Source organism: Vibrio sp. V04_P4A5T148 (assembly GCF_963875605.1).
GTDB classification, from domain to species: domain Bacteria; phylum Pseudomonadota; class Gammaproteobacteria; order Enterobacterales; family Vibrionaceae; genus Vibrio; species Vibrio anguillarum.
The window spans coordinates 120,707-140,492 of record NZ_CAWNMS010000069.1 but is presented as its reverse complement, the minus strand read 5'-3'; the positions used below and the strand labels follow the sequence as shown (position 1 = coordinate 140,492).

At 45.3% G+C, this 19,786-nt stretch carries 20 protein-coding genes; 18 read left to right on the top strand and 2 right to left on the bottom strand.

The genetic code is table 11. The annotated features are described in order from the left end of the window. Positions 1-517 precede the first annotated feature (517 nt). Together aceB and aceA are read left to right on the top strand one after the other, a co-directional pair. Complete coding sequence (aceB, locus tag AACT18_RS14675) at positions 518-2,152, top strand: malate synthase A (RefSeq protein ID WP_094124965.1); 1,635 nt, start codon at positions 518-520, stop codon at positions 2,150-2,152. Between the two features lie 135 nt (positions 2,153-2,287). Beyond that, entirely contained in the window at positions 2,288-3,598 is a 1,311-nt protein-coding gene (aceA, locus tag AACT18_RS14670; RefSeq protein WP_013857509.1) for an isocitrate lyase, read from the top strand. 93 nt (positions 3,599-3,691) lie between these two features. Here the strand turns inward: aceA and AACT18_RS14665 are convergent, their stop codons facing one another. Then, a complete protein-coding gene (locus tag AACT18_RS14665) occupies positions 3,692-4,138 on the bottom strand; it encodes a CBS domain-containing protein (protein ID WP_038171482.1) in 447 nt (148 codons plus the stop codon). Between the two features lie 228 nt (positions 4,139-4,366). Between AACT18_RS14665 and queA the strand changes: the two genes are divergently transcribed. The 5 genes from queA to secF all read left to right on the top strand — a co-directional run bounded on the left by queA (position 4,367) and on the right by secF (position 9,956). Further along, a complete protein-coding gene (gene queA / locus AACT18_RS14660; protein ID WP_026027701.1) occupies positions 4,367-5,419 on the top strand; it encodes a tRNA preQ1(34) S-adenosylmethionine ribosyltransferase-isomerase QueA in 1,053 nt (350 codons plus the stop codon). Positions 5,420-5,547: 128 nt separating this feature from the next. Next, positions 5,548-6,678, top strand: a complete 1,131-nt coding sequence (gene tgt / locus AACT18_RS14655) for a tRNA guanosine(34) transglycosylase Tgt (RefSeq protein ID WP_026027700.1) — start codon at positions 5,548-5,550, stop codon at positions 6,676-6,678. Positions 6,679-6,785: 107 nt separating this feature from the next. Continuing rightward, complete coding sequence (gene yajC / locus AACT18_RS14650; protein WP_094124964.1) at positions 6,786-7,118, top strand: preprotein translocase subunit YajC; 333 nt, start codon at positions 6,786-6,788, stop codon at positions 7,116-7,118. Positions 7,119-7,137: 19 nt separating this feature from the next. Next, positions 7,138-8,994 carry a protein translocase subunit SecD gene (secD, locus tag AACT18_RS14645; RefSeq protein ID WP_094124963.1) on the top strand — a complete coding sequence of 619 codons (1,857 nt, stop codon included), beginning with the start codon at positions 7,138-7,140 and terminating at the stop codon, positions 8,992-8,994. A 14-nt stretch (positions 8,995-9,008) separates the two neighbouring features. Beyond that, complete coding sequence (gene secF, locus AACT18_RS14640; protein WP_094124962.1) at positions 9,009-9,956, top strand: protein translocase subunit SecF; 948 nt, start codon at positions 9,009-9,011, stop codon at positions 9,954-9,956. A 177-nt stretch (positions 9,957-10,133) separates the two neighbouring features. Here secF and suhB read toward each other — a convergent pair whose 3' ends face one another. Further along, a complete protein-coding gene (gene suhB, locus AACT18_RS14635; RefSeq protein ID WP_013857502.1) occupies positions 10,134-10,937 on the bottom strand; it encodes an inositol-1-monophosphatase in 804 nt (267 codons plus the stop codon). Between the two features lie 177 nt (positions 10,938-11,114). Here suhB and trmJ point away from each other — a divergent pair, with 177 nt between their 5' ends. From trmJ to ndk, 11 genes are all read left to right on the top strand, one after another. Then, positions 11,115-11,843 (top strand): tRNA (cytosine(32)/uridine(32)-2'-O)-methyltransferase TrmJ, encoded by a 729-nt coding sequence (gene trmJ, locus AACT18_RS14630; protein WP_094124961.1) that lies wholly within the window; start codon positions 11,115-11,117, stop codon positions 11,841-11,843. A 115-nt stretch (positions 11,844-11,958) separates the two neighbouring features. Beyond that, on the top strand, positions 11,959-12,480 hold the full coding sequence (iscR, locus tag AACT18_RS14625) for a Fe-S cluster assembly transcriptional regulator IscR (protein ID WP_026027698.1): 522 nt from the start codon (positions 11,959-11,961) through the stop codon (positions 12,478-12,480). A gap of 26 nt (positions 12,481-12,506) precedes the next feature. Further along, complete coding sequence (locus AACT18_RS14620; protein WP_013857499.1) at positions 12,507-13,721, top strand: IscS subfamily cysteine desulfurase; 1,215 nt, start codon at positions 12,507-12,509, stop codon at positions 13,719-13,721. A gap of 56 nt (positions 13,722-13,777) precedes the next feature. Next, positions 13,778-14,161, top strand: a complete 384-nt coding sequence (iscU, locus tag AACT18_RS14615) for a Fe-S cluster assembly scaffold IscU (RefSeq protein WP_010320409.1) — start codon at positions 13,778-13,780, stop codon at positions 14,159-14,161. A gap of 62 nt (positions 14,162-14,223) precedes the next feature. Next, on the top strand, positions 14,224-14,547 hold the full coding sequence (iscA, locus tag AACT18_RS14610; protein WP_010320408.1) for an iron-sulfur cluster assembly protein IscA: 324 nt from the start codon (positions 14,224-14,226) through the stop codon (positions 14,545-14,547). 66 nt (positions 14,548-14,613) lie between these two features. Further along, positions 14,614-15,129, top strand: a complete 516-nt coding sequence (gene hscB, locus AACT18_RS14605; RefSeq protein ID WP_026028094.1) for a co-chaperone HscB — start codon at positions 14,614-14,616, stop codon at positions 15,127-15,129. A gap of 21 nt (positions 15,130-15,150) precedes the next feature. After that, positions 15,151-17,004: a Fe-S protein assembly chaperone HscA gene (hscA, locus tag AACT18_RS14600; protein ID WP_094125522.1), complete on the top strand. Its 1,854-nt coding sequence runs from the start codon at positions 15,151-15,153 to the stop codon at positions 17,002-17,004. 11 nt (positions 17,005-17,015) lie between these two features. Next, positions 17,016-17,354, top strand: coding sequence for an ISC system 2Fe-2S type ferredoxin (gene fdx, locus AACT18_RS14595; RefSeq protein WP_010320405.1), 339 nt, complete (start codon positions 17,016-17,018; stop codon positions 17,352-17,354). A gap of 50 nt (positions 17,355-17,404) precedes the next feature. After that, complete coding sequence (iscX, locus tag AACT18_RS14590) at positions 17,405-17,599, top strand: Fe-S cluster assembly protein IscX (protein ID WP_010320404.1); 195 nt, start codon at positions 17,405-17,407, stop codon at positions 17,597-17,599. A gap of 184 nt (positions 17,600-17,783) precedes the next feature. Beyond that, positions 17,784-19,079 (top strand): aminopeptidase PepB, encoded by a 1,296-nt coding sequence (gene pepB, locus AACT18_RS14585; RefSeq protein ID WP_026028095.1) that lies wholly within the window; start codon positions 17,784-17,786, stop codon positions 19,077-19,079. A 72-nt stretch (positions 19,080-19,151) separates the two neighbouring features. Beyond that, entirely contained in the window at positions 19,152-19,577 is a 426-nt protein-coding gene (ndk, locus tag AACT18_RS14580) for a nucleoside-diphosphate kinase (RefSeq protein WP_013857494.1), read from the top strand. Positions 19,578-19,786: the final 209 nt, after the last annotated feature.

The window sequence follows — 19,786 nt, the reverse complement described above, 5'->3', positions numbered from 1 at the left end:
CTGTTAGTGTTTTTAAACTTGTAAAATTTTACAAACAATTCTTGATGAAGTTTTCATAAAATCAAAAATCTTTACAGCCACAATTTTACACATCCTATTTTCTCTTGCGTTTAAAAATAAGTCATCTGTCTCGCTCGGTTAGTCGTAAATTCAAGCCTTACTGCGTCTCACATCATTTCGAACGTCTGTTTAAAACTAAAATCTGCCTTTTTGAGTTATGTAATAAAATAACGTAATAACTTTCATATTTAACAAGGAAATCAAACATAGGTTTGAAACGGGATAAAACTTTGTTTTTAACCTTTCATTAACTTTGTCTCTTTTGCTGAATGATGAGTTGATGTAAGGTTTAATAAGGTTTTGTAAGACTTATGTCTAGCTTGGTTAGGCTTGAAATATTGGATTGACTGAGAGAAAGTGTCGGTAGAGATAAGTCAGTGGATAGCAAAAAATGAGCATTTGAATTTGTGGTTTTTAAATTACAAATGTAGTTGGAATGGTTTTAAGGAAGAACGTTATGTTTGCACAGACCCCAGAAACAGAGTTAGCACTCAGCAAAGAACACCACGAAGCCAAGCTTGAGGTTGTTGGTGCCGTTGGCCCACATCACCAAGCTATTTTCCCTTCAGAAGCCCAAATCTTCTTGTCCACTCTGTGTGCTAAATTTGCAAGCCGTGTCGATTCGCTGCTGGATGCACGAGAAGAGCGACAAACACGTATTGATAACGGAGAACTGCCGGATTTTCTCAAGGATACGCAAGATATTCGCGAAGGTAGCTGGAAAATTCTCGGTATCCCACACGATTTACAAGATCGTCGAGTGGAGATTACGGGGCCAACCGACCGAAAAATGGTGATCAATGCATTGAATGCTAACGTCAAAGTGTTCATGGCCGATTTTGAGGATTCGATGTCACCAGCATGGGATAAAGTGCTGGATGGGCAAGTCAATTTGCGTGATGCCATTAAAGGAACCATTAGCTATACCAATTCTGACAATGGTAAGTGCTACCAGCTTAAAGATAACCCAGCGGTGCTCATTTGTCGGGTACGCGGTCTGCACCTTAAAGAAAAGCATGTTAAATATGCAGGGCAAAGTATTCCGGGTTCGCTGTTTGATTTTGCACTCTACTTTTACAACAACTACAAATCATTGCTTAAAAAAGGCAGTGGCCCTTATTTTTATCTTCCAAAACTTCAGGCCTATCAAGAAGCAAAGTGGTGGAGTGATGTTTTCCATTTTACCGAAGAGTATTTTGGGTTAGAAACTGGCACCATTAAAGCCACCGTATTGATTGAAACCTTACCTGCTGTGTTCGAGATGGACGAAATATTGTTCTCGCTTAAAGAACACATTGTCGGCTTAAATTGTGGCCGCTGGGATTACATTTTCAGTTATATCAAGACATTGAAAAATTATCCGGATCGGGTGCTACCCGATCGCCAAGTTGTCACAATGGAAAAGCCGTTTCTTAACGCCTATTCACGCTTACTGATCTACACCTGTCATAAGCGTGGCGCATTTGCGATGGGCGGTATGGCCGCGTTCATTCCAGCTAAAGATCCCCAAGAAAATCAGTTGGTTCTCGATAAAATTCATCACGATAAATTACTCGAAGCCAATAATGGTCATGACGGTACTTGGGTTGCCCATCCCGGTTTAGCGGATACGGCAAAAGCGGTCTTTGACCAAGTACTTGGCGAACGTTGTAACCAATTAGATGTTACGCGTCTGTCTGATGCGCCGATTCATGCCAATGAGCTGTTGACCCCGTGTGAAGGGGAACGTACCGAACATGGCATGCGTCATAATATTCGAGTTGCACTTCAGTACATCGAAGCATGGATCTCCGGTAATGGCTGTGTCCCCATTTATGGTTTGATGGAAGATGCGGCGACCGCAGAGATTTCTCGAGCGTCAATATGGCAATGGATCAAGCATGGAAAAGCCTTGGATAACGGTCAGATTGTTACCAAAGCGCTTTTTGAGCAGTATCTTGCGCAAGAAATTGAAGTCGTGAAACAGGAAATCGGCACGCAGCGATTTGCACAAGGACGATTTAGCGAAGCGGCACAATTGATGGCTCGCTTAACTACCAGCGATGAGCTGACACATTTTCTCACCGTTCCGGGTTATGACTACCTAGATTGATGAGATTTAAAACCAATAACTAATAACCAATTACTGACAACCAATAACGTGAAGCTGTTTTCAAAAGCAGAATAGGTCGTACTGCTGAGAAAAGGATGACAGTGCGCTTGCGCATCAAAATAAGAGGGATAGACCATGACATTAACTCGCCGCCAACAAATCGAAGCTCTAGAAAAAGATTGGGCAACCAACCCACGCTGGAAAAATGTAAAGCGTACTTATACTGCTGCTGAAGTGGTTGACCTGCGCGGTTCAATCACTCCAGCCAACACCTTGGCCCAACGTGGCGCTGATAAATTGTGGTCACTGGTTAACGGCAGTGCCAAAAAAGGTTATGTGAACTGTTTGGGCGCATTGACAGGTGGTCAAGCGGTACAACAAGCCAAAGCGGGAATTGAGGCGATTTATCTCTCCGGCTGGCAAGTAGCGGCAGACAACAACACCGCTTCCACCATGTACCCAGACCAATCGCTCTATCCAGTCGATTCTGTTCCATCGGTGGTCAAGCGCATCAACAACTCGTTTCGTCGTGCCGATCAAATTCAGTGGGCGGCCGGAAAATCACCGGAAGATGAAGGTGGTATTGATTACTTCTTACCGATTGTTGCTGATGCTGAAGCCGGTTTTGGTGGCGTACTCAATGCTTACGAGTTGATGAAGTCGATGATTGAAGCAGGGGCGGCCGGTGTGCACTTTGAAGATCAGTTGGCGTCAGTAAAAAAATGCGGACACATGGGCGGCAAGGTTCTGGTTCCGACTCAAGAAGCGGTTCAAAAATTGATTGCGGCACGTTTGGCCGCTGACGTATCAGGGACAACCACTTTGGTCATTGCCCGTACTGATGCAAACGCGGCGGATCTACTGACCTCGGATTGCGACGCATACGATCGTGATTTTATCCAAGGTGAGCGTACTCAAGAAGGTTTCTATCGCGTGAATGCCGGGATTGAGCAAGCGATTTCACGCGGCCTCGCTTACGCGCCGTATGCTGATCTCGTGTGGTGTGAAACCGCTAAGCCTGATTTGGATGAAGCCCGCCAATTTGCCGAAGCAATTCTAGCGCAATACCCAGATCAACTGCTGGCTTATAACTGTTCTCCCTCTTTCAACTGGGAGAAAAACTTAGACGCAGACACCATTGCTCGTTTCCAGCAAGAGTTGTCGGACATGGGGTACAAATATCAATTCATCACCTTAGCTGGCATTCATAACATGTGGTACAACATGTTTGAGTTAGCACATGCTTACGCGCAAGGCGAAGGTATGCGTCATTACGTTGAGAAAGTTCAGCGTCCAGAGTTTGAAGCAGCATCAAGAGGTTATACTTTTGTTGCACACCAACAAGAGGTGGGAACGGGTTACTTTGACCGGATGACCAATACCATCCAAGGTGGCAGCTCTTCCGTGACCGCGTTAACGGGCTCTACTGAAGAAGACCAATTTTAATTAGCGATACTTCCCAATCATTATCTGTGTAACACCTTTGAGCGGCGTAAGCCGCTCTTTTTTATGTGAGGCACTTATATTAGGGAGTGAGCGTTATTCAATATCGACTTCGTCCGGTTCACTCTCTTCTTGTAGCTCAAGTAAGGTAACAGCTACCCCAATAAAGTCCGTGTCAGTAATAATGCCCACTAGTTGGCCTTTATCTACAACGGGTAAGCAGCCTACTTTATGTTTTTGCATGTAGATAGCACTCTCTTTTAACCCCGCTCGCGGGTCAACCGTCATAATTTCAGTATGCATCACCTCATATAACGGCGTTGTCAGTGTATATGATTGATCTTCAGGGATGTTTTTTAAGCTCGACTCTTGCGCGGCAAGAATATCTCGATGAGTAATGATACCGAGTAGTTTTTTGTGTGGATCGACGATAGGGATATGGCGAATATCCAACGCTTCCATAGTGTGCTTAGCATCGGCTAACGTGTGTGTACGCAACAGGGTATGGGGGTTGCGAGTCATCATGTCTTCAATTTTGATCATAACGAGCTCCTTTTTATTATTGACCTGATTCAACTATAGTTTTTTCTGCGCAAAATATCTGAGAGCTCCCGCTATTTTTACTTTGATTGATGCGTAAAGATTGGGTGCCATTTTCATGTTTAATTACATTAAATTTAGATCTGGGTCTGACGAGCGAAGGTGTTTACGTATATACTACGGCGCTTAAAAAAATTACGTCATCCACTCAAAACGAACAAGATAAGAACTATGCAAGTTTCAGACTTTCACTTTGAACTTCCCGATGAGCTGATTGCTCGTTACCCAACGGCTGAACGTACGGCGAGTCGCTTACTGCAATTAGACGGTAACAGCGGTGAACTGGCGGATGGCTCATTTAAAGACGTTCTTGACCGAGTTCAGCCCGGCGATTTATTGGTTTTTAACAATACACGTGTTATCCCGGCTCGCATGTTTGGGCGCAAAGCTTCAGGCGGCAAACTGGAAGTATTGGTCGAACGAATGTTGGATGAACAGACGATTTTAGCTCATGTTCGCTCATCTAAGCCGCCAAAACCGGGCAGTGAGTTGTATTTAGGAGAGCATGACGAATATCATGCACACATGGTGGCTCGCCATGACGCGCTGTTCGAGATTCGTTTTACAGCGTCAAAGACGGTACTGGAGATCTTAAACGAGATTGGCCATATGCCGTTGCCGCCTTACATTGACCGCCCTGATGAAGATGCTGATAAAGAGCGTTATCAAACCGTATACAACCAAAAACCGGGAGCTGTCGCTGCACCGACCGCCGGTTTGCATTTCGATGAGGCTCTGCTTGAGCAAATCAAAGCGAAAGGCGTCGAATTTGCTTATGTAACCTTGCATGTTGGCGCTGGAACCTTCCAGCCAGTACGAGTCGACAATATTCACGATCACCATATGCATGCAGAATATGTTGAAGTGCCACAAGAGGTAGTCGATGCCGTCAACGCGACGAAAGCGCGTGGTGGCCGAGTGATCGCTGTTGGAACTACGTCGGTGCGCTCATTGGAAAGTGCCGCGCAAGATGCGCTTAAAAAGGGCACTGAGCTGGTTCCTTTTTTTGGTGATACTGAAATTTTTATCTTCCCTGGTTATGAGTATCAGTTGGTGGATTGCTTAATCACTAACTTCCACTTACCAGAGTCGACACTGATTATGCTCGTCAGCGCTTTTGCAGGTTATGAGCATACTATGGCCGCGTACGCGCATGCCGTGAAACATCAATATCGTTTCTTTAGTTATGGTGATGCGATGTTTATCACCAAGAACACCAATTAACGAGTGCTAGCATTACGCTAGGAGAAGAAGCTCCGCTTCGTTTTTCGCTAGGAATTGGCGACCGCTCTAGAGGGGTGCTTGCACCTAATCATGATACGTCAGACTGTTTCTCTGACATTGGAGGCTTCGTGAAGTTAACATACGAACTTAAAAAGAAAAACGGAAATGCTCGCCGTGGGCAATTAACCTTTGAACGTGGCACTGTGCAAACACCGGCATTCATGCCTGTAGGTACTTACGGCACAGTAAAAGGCATGACACCGGAAGAAGTAAAAGAGACGGGCGCAGAAATTTTGCTCGGTAATACTTTTCACCTGTGGCTGCGCCCTGGCCAAGAAGTGATGAAAATGCACGGCGACTTGCATGATTTTATGAACTGGCAAGGCCCGATCCTCACCGATTCAGGTGGTTTCCAAGTGTTTAGCTTGGGTGATATTCGCAAAATCACAGAAGAAGGGGTGCATTTTCGTAACCCAGTCAATGGTGACAAGATTTTCATGGACGCAGAAAAGTCGATGGAAATTCAAAAAGATCTGGGCTCTGACATTGTGATGATTTTCGATGAGTGTACGCCGTACCCTGCGACGCACGACGAAGCGAAAAAATCAATGGAGATGTCTTTACGTTGGGCGCAGCGTTCACGTGACCATTTCGACAAATTAGAGAACACCAACTCGCTATTTGGTATCGTGCAAGGCAGTGTTTACGAAGATTTGCGTGATGTTTCCGTGAAAGGTTTAACTGAGATCGGATTTGATGGCTACGCGGTTGGTGGCTTAGCGGTGGGTGAACCTAAAGAAGACATGCACCGTGTACTTGAGCACACCTGTCCACAATTGCCAGAAGACAAACCACGCTACCTGATGGGTGTCGGTAAACCTGAAGACTTAGTGGAAGGGGTACGTCGCGGTATCGATATGTTTGACTGTGTGATGCCAACGCGAAATGCACGTAATGGCCATCTATTTGTGACGGGTGGTGTGATCAAGATCCGTAATGCAGTACATAAAACCGATACAACTGCGCTGGATCCGCATTGTGACTGTTACACTTGCAAAAATTATTCGAAGTCGTATTTACACCATCTGGATCGTTGTAACGAAATTCTGGGTGCGCGTTTAAATACTATTCATAACTTACGTTATTACCAACGCCTGATGGCAAGCATTCGTTTAGCGATTGAAGAAGATCGCTTCGACGCGTTTGTTGAGGAGTTTTATGCTCGTCGCAATCGTGAAGTTCCACCAATGGGCCAATAACGGTTTTGCTGCGTTTTGCTTAATTTGTGAAGTGATAAACTTGAAATTAAGCCAACGCAGCCCAATTAGAATTACATTACACAACAATATTTTAGAGGACGTTTTCAATGAGTTTAATTTCTGTAGCACACGCAGCAGGTGAAGGTACATCACAAGGTGGCGGTTATGAAATGCTGATCATGCTTGGTATGTTTGCGGTTATTTTCTACTTCATGATTTACCGCCCACAAGCCAAACGTGTTAAAGAGCATAAAAGTTTGATGGCCGCCATGACTAAAGGTGATGAAGTGTTAACCAGTGGCGGTTTAGTGGGTAAAATCACTAAAATCGCAGAAGACAGCGATTACATCTCTATCGAACTGAATGTGAACAATGAAATTGTGATCAAAAAAGATTTCATTACAGCGGTGCTACCAAAAGGTACGCTTAAGTCTTTATAACAGCTAAAGGATCCTTGCTGTGCTAAACCGTTATCCGTTATGGAAGTATTTGTTAGTGGTGTTCGCCATCACTCTCTCTGCTTTATATGCACTTCCAAATATTTACGGTGAAGATCCGGCAATTCAAATTACAGGGGCGCGTGGCGCCTCTGTTGATATGTCAACGCTGGATGCTGTCACCAAAGCTCTTGATAAAGAGAGCCTTTCTCATAAATCCATTGCTCTAGAGAATGGATCAATTCTTGTTCGATTTAACGATACCGATACTCAAATCAGTGCGCGTGATGTGGTGAGTGAAGTGTTAGGCAAAGATACAATTGTTGCACTTAACCTTGCTCCTTCAACGCCTTCTTGGTTGGAATCGATTGGCGCGGCACCGATGAAGCTTGGCCTTGATCTGCGTGGTGGTGTTCACTTCTTAATGGAAGTGGATATGGACGCTGCGATGGAAAAATTGATTGGCCAGCAAGAAGAAGCGTTTCGCAGCGAACTGCGTGATGACAAAATTCGCTATCGCGCCATTCGCTCTGTGGGCAACGACCGAGTGGAAGTCACTTTGCGTGACGATGAGCAATTAGAGCAAGCACAGCAAGCATTAACGTCGAAACATCCTGATATGACTTTTACTACGTCTAAGGCTGACGGTCGCTTTGCGCTGATTGCTCAATTTACTGAGCAGCGTTTGCAGGAAGTTCGAAATTACGCCGTTGAGCAGAACATCACGATTTTGCGTAACCGTGTTAACGAATTAGGGGTCGCTGAACCCTTAGTGCAACGTCAAGGTGCCAGCCGCATTGTGGTTGAGTTACCGGGGGTTCAAGATACCGCTCGTGCTAAAGAGATTCTTGGCGCAACCGCGACTCTTGAGTTTCGTGAAGTTGATGACAAGGCTGATTTAGCCGCCGCGGCTTCTGGTCGTGCTCCTGCTGGGAGTGAAATCAAATCTGATCGTAATGGTCGCCCGGTTGTCTTGAAAAAACGCGTGATTCTAGGTGGTCAAAGTATCACGGATGCCAGCTCTAGCATGGATGAATATGGTCGCCCGCAAGTGAACATTTCGTTAGATAGCGAAGGCGGAAATAAGATGTCGGCGTTCTCTAAAAAGAACATTGGCAAGCTTATGGCAACGGTATTTGCAGAGTACAAAGACAGCGGCCGTCGGACACCTGATGGCAAAGTGATTCTCGATAAGCATGAAGAAGTGATCAACCAAGCAACGATTCAGTCGGCTCTTGGGCGTAACTTCCGTATCACGGGAATTGATTCTGCTGCAGAAGCTCAAAACCTTGCACTTTTACTGCGTGCAGGTGCGTTAATTGCGCCAATCTCTATTGTTGAAGAGCGTACCATTGGTCCATCAATGGGGCAGCAAAATATCGATATGGGCATTCAAGCCTGCATCTGGGGTATGGTTGCTGTGATGCTCTTTACGCTGCTTTACTACCGTGGTTTTGGCTTGATTGCCAATATTGCATTGATGGCGAACCTTGTACTCATTATTGGTGTGATGTCGATGATCCCAGGGGCGACAATGACCTTGCCGGGTATTGCGGGCATCGTATTGACGGTTGGTATGGCCGTGGATGCTAACGTTCTGATCTTCGAGCGTATTCGTGAAGAGCTCCGTGATGGACGAAACCCACAACAAGCTATCCACCAAGGCTATGCTAACGCGTTCAGTACCATTGCTGATGCCAACATCACTACGTTGATTACGGCAATCATTCTATTTGCTGTGGGTACTGGAGCCATCAAAGGGTTTGCCGTCACACTTTCCATCGGTATTTTAACCTCAATGTTTACCGCTATTATCGGGACTCGCTGTATCGTGAACTTGATATACGGTGGTAAACGCATTAAAAAATTGTCGATCTAAGGCTAGGAATTACTATGTTTCAGATTCTAAAAGCAGATAAAACGATCGACTTTATGCGTTGGTCTAAATTTGCGTTTTTATTCTCTCTTTTAATGATTGGTGCGTCTATTTTCACTTTATCAACCAAGTGGTTGAACTGGGGACTGGACTTCACCGGCGGTACTTTGATTGAAGTTGGGTTTGAACACCCAGCTAATCTTGAAGATATCCGTGGTGCACTTGAAGCAAAAGGGTTTGGTGATGCAACCGTGCAGAACTTTGGTTCTGCGCGTGAAGTGATGGTTCGCCTTCGTCCACGTGCGGACATGGTTGGCGAGACGTTAGGCAATCAAATTCTTTCTGCTATTAAAGAGGGGACAGGAAAAAGTGTCGAGATGCGTCGCATTGAGTTCGTTGGTCCGAATGTGGGCGATGAATTAGCTGAAGCAGGAGGCTTAGCGATTTTAGCTTCGCTCATCTGTATTTTGCTTTATGTCTCTGTTCGTTTTGAATGGCGGCTCGCAGCGGGTGCGGTAATGTCATTGGCACACGATGTGATCATCACGCTTGGTATCTTCTCTATCATGCAAATTGAGGTTGATTTAACGATTGTTGCCGCTTTGCTGACCGTTGTCGGTTACTCGCTCAACGATACGATTGTGGTATTTGACCGCATCCGTGAAAACTTCCGTAAATTGCGTAAAGGTGATTCAGCCGAGATCATGAACAGCTCAATTACCCAAACCTTGAGCCGTACCTTGATTACATCAGGCACAACCTTGCTGGTGGTGATCGCGCTCTTTGTGCAAGGTGGGGCGAACATACATGGTTTTGCCACTGCTTTACTGCTCGGTATCACAGTGGGTACTTATTCATCTATCTATGTTGCGTCAGCGTTGGCACTGAAATTAGGAATTACCCGTGAGCACCTACTTCCACCTCAAGTGGAAAAAGAGGGTGCGGAGTTCGACGAACTTCCTTAGCAGCCTGAAAGTTTCTTAAATAGCCAAAGCCGCAGAATATTCTGCGGCTTTTTTCTAACCCATCCCACACCGCGGTCACTCTCAGTAGCAAAGTATAAAACGAAACTAAAAAAGCCTCGTATATTGCTATACGAGGCTTGAATCAATTTTGACGGTGTTGATGGTATTTAGTGCAACCTATTTAAGAATAGCGCTGTTACCGTTATCACGAATGTGTTTCAAAATCGCTTTAACACCACGGGCACTTGAACCTACAATGTTGCCCGATTTCATGTATTCAGTACCGCCAGAGAAATCGGTAAGAATAACGCCTGCTTCACGAGCGATCAGCTCGCCAGCGGCTAAATTCCAAGGTCTTAAACCCAGTTCAAAGTAACCATCGACACGGTTTGAAGCTAGATAACATAAATCAAGCGCAGGAGAACCAGTACGACGGAAATCGGCACATTCAACAAACAGTGCAGACATAATCTTCATGAAAGATTCGGCATGTTGCTTTTGTTTGTATGGGAAACCTGTGGCGAGAATCGTGCCTTGAAGATCTTTTAACTGTTTTACACGAAGGCGTGAGTTGTTTAATTGCGCACCAGCGCCACGTTGAGCGGTAAACAGCTCATTGCGCATTGGGTCATAAACACAAGCAACTTCCGTTTTGCCTTTAATGCGAACCGCGATAGAAACGGCGAAGTGGGGTAAACCTTTGACGAAGTTTGTTGTGCCATCCAGTGGGTCGATGATCCATTGAACGTCCTTATCTTTACCGTCGATAAGCCCGTTTTCTTCAGCAACGATACTGTGTTCTGGGTAAGAACTTTTGATTGTATCGATGATCATAGTTTCTGCTTCTTTGTCTACGTTAGTAACAAAGTCATTAGTCCCTTTCTGAGTTGTTTCGATTTTCTCAGTATTTTCTAGTGATTTAGCAATATGGTTACCAGCTTTTCGCGCAGCGCGAATAGCAATGTTTAGCATTGGATGCATACAGTTTTCCCAACGGATGTTAAAGAACGAAAAAGCGGGCAGCAGTATAACAAAGTTTTATTAAAAAGGAAGTGGCTATTTTTTGCTCGGTTGTTCATATGTAGCTAAAGGACCTGACCATTTTAGTCAGCTTTATGTTAGTATTCTGTCGTTTAAAATAGAGTGGCGCACAACGTAATGCTAGACAATGTAAAAATCATTTTAGTAGGGACATCTCATTCAGGAAATATTGGTTCTGCTGCCCGAGCGATGAAGGTCATGGGCCTAAGTAAAATGATTTTGGTTTCACCTCAATGTGAGGTAGACGCTCAAGCGATCGCTCTAGCTGCTGGGGCAAGCGACATTGCTTTAAATGCGGAGATCGTGGATACGCTAGAGCAGGCTGTCGCAGATTGTGGCCTGGTGGTTGGGTCAAGTGCGCGCTCACGAACTTTGGAGTGGCCAATGCTTGAACCACGTGAATGTGGCGAAAAATTTGCGCAAGAGGGGCTACATTATCCTGTTGCTTTGGTGTTTGGCCGAGAAAAAACCGGGCTGACCAATGATGAACTGCAAAAGTGCCATTTTCATGTGTGCATTCCGGCTAATCCTGAATACAGTTCGTTAAACCTGGCTATGGCCGTACAAACATTGAGTTATGAGGTGCGTGTTGCTTACCTAAATAATGAAAAAAAAGCTTATCAAGCCCAGCCAGAAGAAGCGTATCCTCTGCATCACGAATTAGAAATGTTCTATCAGCATCTTGAAAAGGTAATGATACAGACACAGTTTATTTCAAAGGAACAGCCGGGACAGATCATGAATAAACTCCGTCGGCTATTTTCTCGTTCGCGTCCAGAGTCTCAAGAAATCAATATATTACGTGGTGTGTTGACCTCAATTGAGAAGCATCGCAGCAATCAATAATTATCCAGATTAATAATGGGGTTAAATACCTGACTAAATTAGTCAAATAAATACTTGACCTATTTAGTCAGGTATGGAAAAATTCCAACCACATAATCAATGTGGATACGGTGATATGAGACTTACATCTAAAGGAAGATATGCGGTTACAGCCATGTTAGATGTGGCTCTGCATTCGCAACAAACCCCAGTGCCACTGGCGGATATTTCCGAACGGCAAGGCATTTCGCTCTCTTACCTTGAGCAGCTGTTTTCTAAACTGCGTAAAGCGGGGCTAGTTGCTAGTGTGCGTGGTCCAGGTGGTGGATACCGCCTAGGTGCAGATGCCTGCTCAATTTCGATTGGTACTGTGATTGCCGCTGTTGATGAATCAGTTGATGCAACAAAATGTAATGGAAGAGCCGACTGCCAAGGTGGTACTCGCTGCTTAACACATACGTTATGGCGAGATCTTAGCTCTCGCATTAGTGACTTTCTGAACAACATTACTCTTGGCGAGTTAATGATTGATAATGAAGTACTAGAAATTTCTGACCGCCAAGGCTTGGGCCTGACGGTGAACCACGGGTTAACCAATAAAAATACCAATACCGTGATTATCGGCTCGGTGCCCGTAGGTCTTAATGCCCGCTCATAGCGGCAATGTTTACATTGGAGTAGAAAATGAAACTGCCTATTTATTTTGACTATTCAGCTACCTGTCCAGTTGACCCTCGCGTGGCTGAAAAGATGGTTCAGTACATGACGATGGATGGTGTTTTTGGTAATCCAGCATCGCGATCGCACCGTTATGGCTGGCAGGCAGAAGAAGCCGTAGACACTGCGCGTGAGCAAATTGCTGAACTGCTTAATGCTGATCCTCGCGAAATCGTATTCACGTCCGGTGCGACAGAGTCAGATAACCTCGCGATCAAAGGTGTGGCGCATTTCTATGCCAAGCAAGGTAAGCATATCATTACCTGTAAAACTGAGCATAAAGCGGTGCTTGATCCATGTCGTCAGCTTGAGCGTGAAGGTTATGAAGTGACCTATCTTGAGCCAGAATCGAATGGCTTGATTGATCTAAAAAAATTAGAAGCGGCAATGCGTGATGACACAATTTTGGTGTCGATCATGCACGTGAACAACGAAATTGGCGTAATTCAGGACATCATGGCGATCGGTGAGCTTTGCCGTGAACGCAAGATAATTTTCCACGTAGATGCAGCGCAATCTGCCGGTAAAATTCCCCTTGATGTACAAGAAATGAAAGTGGATCTTATCTCCCTTTCTGCGCATAAAGCGTATGGACCTAAAGGGATTGGCGCATTATATGTTCGCCGTAAACCTCGTATTCGCCTTGAAGCGCAAATGCACGGTGGCGGCCATGAACGTGGTTTCCGTTCAGGCACATTACCAACGCACCAAATCGTAGGTATGGGTGAAGCATTCCGTATTGCTAAGCAAGACATGCAAAAAGATTTTGACCACGCAAAAGCATTGCGTGATCGTCTACTCGCTGGTGTACAAGACATGGAAGCCGTGAGTGTGAATGGCGATTTAGATCAGCGTGTTCCGCACAACCTGAATATTAGTTTTGCCTTTGTTGAAGGCGAATCGCTACTGATGTCTTTGAAAGACTTAGCAGTATCATCAGGTAGTGCTTGTACGTCGGCCAGCTTAGAGCCGTCATATGTACTGCGCGCGCTTGGTTTGAACGATGAAATGGCGCACAGCTCAATTCGTTTCTCATTTGGCCGTTTTACGACCGAAGAGGAAGTGGACTACGCCGTTGAACAAATCCGCGTAGCCGTAAGCAAATTACGTGACATGTCTCCTCTATGGGATATGTATCAAGAGGGTGTGGATTTAAACACCGTTGAATGGGCACATCACTAGTCCTTTAAAAGGCACTGGTTTATTCCCAAGGAAATAGAGGATTAGAGGTAACTATCATGGCATACAGCGAAAAAGTAATTGATCACTATGAAAACCCACGTAATGTTGGCTCTTTTGATAAAGAAGATCCAACCATTGGTAGTGGTATGGTTGGCGCTCCAGCTTGTGGCGACGTAATGAAGCTACAAATTAAAGTGACGCCAGAAGGCATCATTGAAGATGCAAAATTTAAAACCTACGGTTGTGGTAGCGCGATTGCTTCGAGCTCACTGGTTACTGAATGGGTCAAAGGCAAGAGCATTGACGAAGCGGCAGCTATTAAGAACTCTGAAATCGCGGAAGAGCTAGAGCTTCCACCAGTGAAAGTTCACTGTTCGATTTTGGCGGAAGATGCGATCAAAGCTGCCGTTGCCGATTATAAAAAGAAACACCAACAATAATATTAAGGGAGTGAATGATGGTTCACTCCCATAAGTTCAAACTAAGAATCTAAGGTTGTAGTATGGCCATTACCTTAACTGAAACAGCAGCGCATCGCGTTCGAGCATTCCTAGATAACCGAGGCAAAGGCGTAGGTTTACGTCTTGGAGTGAAAACAACAGGCTGCTCGGGTATGGCTTACGTGCTTGAATTCGTTGATGACGTTAACGAAGAAGACGAAGTGTTTGAAGATCATGGTGTCAAAGTGATTATCGATTCGAAAAGCCTCGTCTACCTTGATGGCACACAGCTTGACTATGTCAAAGAAGGGCTAAACGAAGGTTTTGAGTTCAACAACCCGAATGCAAAAAGCGAATGTGGTTGTGGTGAAAGCTTCAACGTGTAACGGATTGGCTTTCGGCGTGACTAGGCTCACTTGAGCCTAGTGTCGAGCACTAGGAGCAATGTGTTAATGAACTATTTTGAATTATTTGGGCTACCAAGTCAGTTTGCACTGGATGGTAGCCTTCTTTCTTCTCAGTTTCGTGCGCTGCAAAAACGGTTTCATCCCGACAACTTTGCCACTGCGTCTGAGCGAGATCGCCTGCTTGCTGTGCAAAACGCCTCACAAATCAATGATGCTTATCAAACATTAAAATCGCCGATCAGTCGCGCAGAATACTTGTTGCTTGAACAAGGCATAGAGTTACGCGCAGAACACCAAACCATGCAAGATCCGCTGTTTTTAATGGAGCAAATGGAGCTGCGAGAAGAGCTTGAAGCCATCGCCTCACAGTCTGATGTTGAAAGTGCGTTATTCGATTTTGAAAACAGAGTTAGCAAGATGTATAAACAGCATCTTACCTTGGTTGAGCAACAACTTAATCAGGCTCAATGGAACCTTGCGGCTGATACGGTTCGCAAGCTTAAATTTATTGCCAAGCTCAAAAATGAAATAGAAAGAGTCGAAGAACAGTTACTCGGCTAGTTCGATAATAAGGACCAACCCATGGCATTACTTCAAATTGCAGAACCCGGTCAAAGCTCTGCGCCGCATCAGCATAAACTCGCAGCGGGTATCGACTTGGGGACAACCAACTCATTAGTCGCATCGGTTCGAAGCGGTAATGCGACGACGCTTGCTGATGAACAAGGACGCTCGATCCTCCCTTCGGTGGTCCACTATTCGGCTCAAGAGCGTTGCGTAGGCTTTGATGCCAGAGCACACGCGCAAGTTGATCCTGCTAATACCATCATTTCTGTGAAGCGTTTGATCGGCCGTTCACTGGCTGACATTCAGGCGCGTTATCCCACATTGCCTTATCGCTTCAAAGCCAGTGACAACGGTTTGCCTATTTTGCAAACGGCTCAAGGTGATAAGAACCCGATTCAAGTTTCCGCCGATATTCTTCAATCTCTTGCTCAGCGTGCCGAAGCGTCGTTGGGTGGTGAATTAGCGGGCGTGGTGATTACCGTACCTGCTTACTTTGATGATGCGCAACGCGTGGGCACCAAAGATGCTGCTCAACTTGCCGGCTTGCACGTACTGCGTTTACTCAATGAACCTACCGCCGCAGCGATTGCCTATGGCTTAGACTCAGCGCAAAAAGGTGTGATTGCGGTTTATGATTTAGGTGGCGGTACGTTTGATATCTCTATTTTACGCCTGTCGAAAGGCGTGTTTGAGGTACTCGCGACTGGTGGCGATTCCGCGCTCGGTGGTGATGATTTTGACCATTTGATTGCTGACCATTTTTTGAGCCAAATCGGCTTAGCTGAACCGCTCAGTGCAGAGCAGCAACGAGCATTGCTTGATGCGGCCACCGAAGCGAAAATTGCCTTATCTGATACTGATAGTGTCGAGGTTTCTGTGCTGGGTTGGCAAGGGCGTTTAACTCGCGATGAGTTTAACCAACTCATCACGCCACTAGTAAAAAAAACCTTACTATCGTGTCGTCGAGCACTCAAAGATGCCGAGATTACTGCAGATGAAGTGTTGGAAGTGGTGATGGTCGGCGGTTCAACTCGTACGCCACTGGTTCGAGATTTAGTTGGTGAATTTTTTGGTCGCACACCACTAACTAGCATCAACCCTGATGAAGTTGTCGCGATTGGTGCAGCAATTCAAGCCGACATTTTGGTGGGTAATAAACCCGATTCAGAAATGTTACTGCTGGATGTAATTCCCCTGTCGCTGGGTATTGAAACCATGGGTGGCTTAGTGGAAAAAATCATCCCACGTAACACCACCATTCCTGTTGCGAAAGCTCAAGAATTCACCACCTTCAAAGATGGTCAAACAGCCATGAGCATCCATACGGTGCAGGGCGAACGTGAGATGGTAGACGATTGCCGCTCATTGGCTCGTTTTTCACTAAAAGGTATTCCACCAATGACGGCGGGTGCCGCGCATATCCGCGTAACTTATCAAGTTGATGCAGATGGCTTACTCTCTGTGACAGCGATGGAAAAAAGTACGGGAGTTCAGGCGGAAATTCAAGTTAAGCCCTCGTATGGACTGAGTGATAATGAAGTAGCAAATATGCTGCGAGATTCGATGACGTTTGCCAAACAAGATATGCAGACTCGCGCTCTGGCAGAGCAACGTGTAGAAGCCGATCGTGTAATCGAAGGTTTGATCTCTGCCTTACAGGCCGATGGTGATGAATTGTTATCTGAGTCAGAAAAGCAGATCCTTCTGAATGCAATAGAAGATTTAATTGTGCTGCGTAATGGTGATAGCGCCGATGCCATCGAGCAAGGAATTAAAGAGACAGACAAAGCCAGCCAAGATTTTGCTTCACGCCGTATGGATAAATCCATTCGCAGTGCACTTGCTGGTCAATCGGTAGATGATATTTAAAGAGAAAAATTATGCCTAAGATTATTGTGTTACCTCACCAAGAGCTTTGTCCTGAAGGTGCCGTTCTGGAAGCGCAAGCAGGAGAAACCGTACTGGATGTGGCGCTGAAAAATGGTATCGCTATTGAACATGCGTGTGAAAAATCCTGCGCATGCACGACTTGCCATATTATCGTTCGCGAAGGGTTTGACTCACTTGATGAGAGTGATGAGTTGGAAGATGACATGCTTGATAAAGCGTGGGGTCTTGAACCTGAATCTCGCCTTGGCTGCCAAGCTAGAGTCGCTAACGAAGATTTAGTGGTTGAAATTCCAAAGTACACACTCAATCTGGCTTCTGAAGATCATTAATCCTATTGAGCGTATTAACGCCCGTTCACTGTTTGTAAAAGGAAAGCAAAATGAAATGGACCGATTCTCGTGACATTGCGATCGAGCTTTGTGAGCAATACCCAGACGTAGATCCTAAAAATGTACGTTTTACGGATCTACACCAGTGGGTGATGGAACTGGAAGAGTTTGATGATGAGCCAAACCGTTCCAACGAAAAAATTCTCGAAGCGATTATTCTATGTTGGATGGAAGAGATCGACTAAGACTATTGCTAACATGATGGTTATTCAGTAAAACATCACAGAGTTAACAATTTTAACTAAAAAGAGCGGACCGAATGGTCCGTTTTTTTATCAAGTTGACATTTTGACCCTACAAAATGCTAACATCCCTTGGTTATTTAATCGTAATGGCACAGGTGAGGCCATATTCAGGCAAGGAGAAACCATGTCTACAAAGATGTCCGTATTTATCAGCCAACAAGCTGCCCAGCCTCAGTGGGGAGAAAAGGCGATTGTTTCGTTTTCAGAAAATGGTGCCACAATTCATGCTATTGAGAGTGAGCATGAACTCAGCGCGGTTCAGCGCGCGGCACGTAAGCTTGATGGGCAAGCTATCAGAGCTATCAGCCTACAAGGTGACGGTTGGCACTTAGAAAATATTTGGGCTTTCTACCAAGGTTATCGTGAAGCGAAAAAACTCAACACACTAGAATGGCAACCGCTGAGTGAGTCAGATCAAGCCGAGTTAGAATATCGTATTAAAGCGACGGAATGGACGCGCGATATCATCAATAAAAGCGCCGAAGAAGTCGCGCCGCGTCAGTTAGCGACCATGGCGGCTGAGTTCATCAAATCGCTAGCCCCTGAGCATGTCAGCTACCGTATTGTCAAAGATAAAGATCTACTCACCGAAGGTTGGGAAGGTATTTATGCGGTTGGGCGTGGCTCCGAGCGCACATCAGCTATGCTGCAACTCGATTACAATCCGACAGGAAAAGAGAGTGCTCCTGTTTTTGCTTGCTTAATTGGCAAAGGCATTACTTTTGATTCTGGTGGTTACAGTTTAAAAACGTCCAACTTTATGTCGGCGATGAAAGCAGATATGGGGGGCGCTGCAACGATCACCGGTGGTCTTGGTTTGGCTATCATGCGTGGTTTTAATAAACGTGTGAAACTCATTTTGTGTTGTGCAGAAAATATGGTTTCCGGACGCGCCTTGAAACTGGGTGATATCATCACTTATAAAAATGGCACCACAGTTGAAATAATGAATACCGATGCAGAAGGCCGCCTAGTGTTGGCCGATGGCTTGATTTATGCCAACGAGCAAAAACCGCAGCTTATTATTGATTGCGCGACATTAACGGGTGCCGCCAAAAATGCACTCGGCAATGATTACCATGCACTACTCAGCTTTGATGAGAGCTTATCCCAGCAGGCATTGGTGGCAGCTCACCAAGAGAAAGAAGGCTTATGGCCTCTGCCTTTGGCTGAGTTTCATCGCTCTATGTTGCCTTCAAGCTTTGCGGATCTCTCTAACATCAGCTCAGGTGATTATTCACCGGGAGCAAGTACCGCAGCGGCCTTCCTCTCTTACTTTGTTGAAGATTACAAAAAAGGGTGGCTGCACTTTGACTGCGCCGGTACTTACCGCAAATCAGCAAGCGATAAATGGGCCGCAGGTGCAACGGCAATGGGGGTGCGTACATTAGCACGCATTTTGACCGACCAAGCTCAATAATGAAAAACCGCTCAACTCTCTGTTTTGGGCGGTTCACTATAACTAAAAAAACAAAAGAAAAAGGATAACCTTATGGCTCTAGAAAGAACATTTTCTATCATTAAACCCGATGCGGTAGAACGTAACTTGATTGGTGAAATCTATCACCGTATCGAAAAATCAGGTTTGCGTATTATCGCCGCGAAAATGGTACATTTGAACGAAGAGCAAGCGAGCGGCTTTTATGCTGAGCATGAAGGCAAAGCGTTTTTTCCAGCACTAAAAGAATTTATGACCTCAGGGCCGATCATGGCTCAAGTGCTTGAAGGTGAAGATGCTATTGCTCGTTACCGCGAATTAATGGGTAAAACTAACCCAGAAGAAGCGGCATGTGGAACCATTCGTGCTGATTACGCATTAAGCATGCGCCATAACTCAGTTCATGGCAGTGATAGTCCTGAATCGGCGGCACGTGAAATCGCTTTTTTCTTCCCTGAATCAGAGATTTTCTCTCGTTAATCTTGGCGTTTTCTATCCCAAATTCTTTCGATTAAGGCCTCACGTTGTGAGGCTTTTTTATACTCGTATGATTGGGAACTGTAGAGTAAAAACAATCCGCCAAGCATTGAATGACTTAGTAATTGAAGGGTTGTACAACCCTTGTTGTTACTGCATAAAGGCTGTACAATTCGCGCCCTTATTTATTGTTTCCGTCGTTGAGAGGCCAC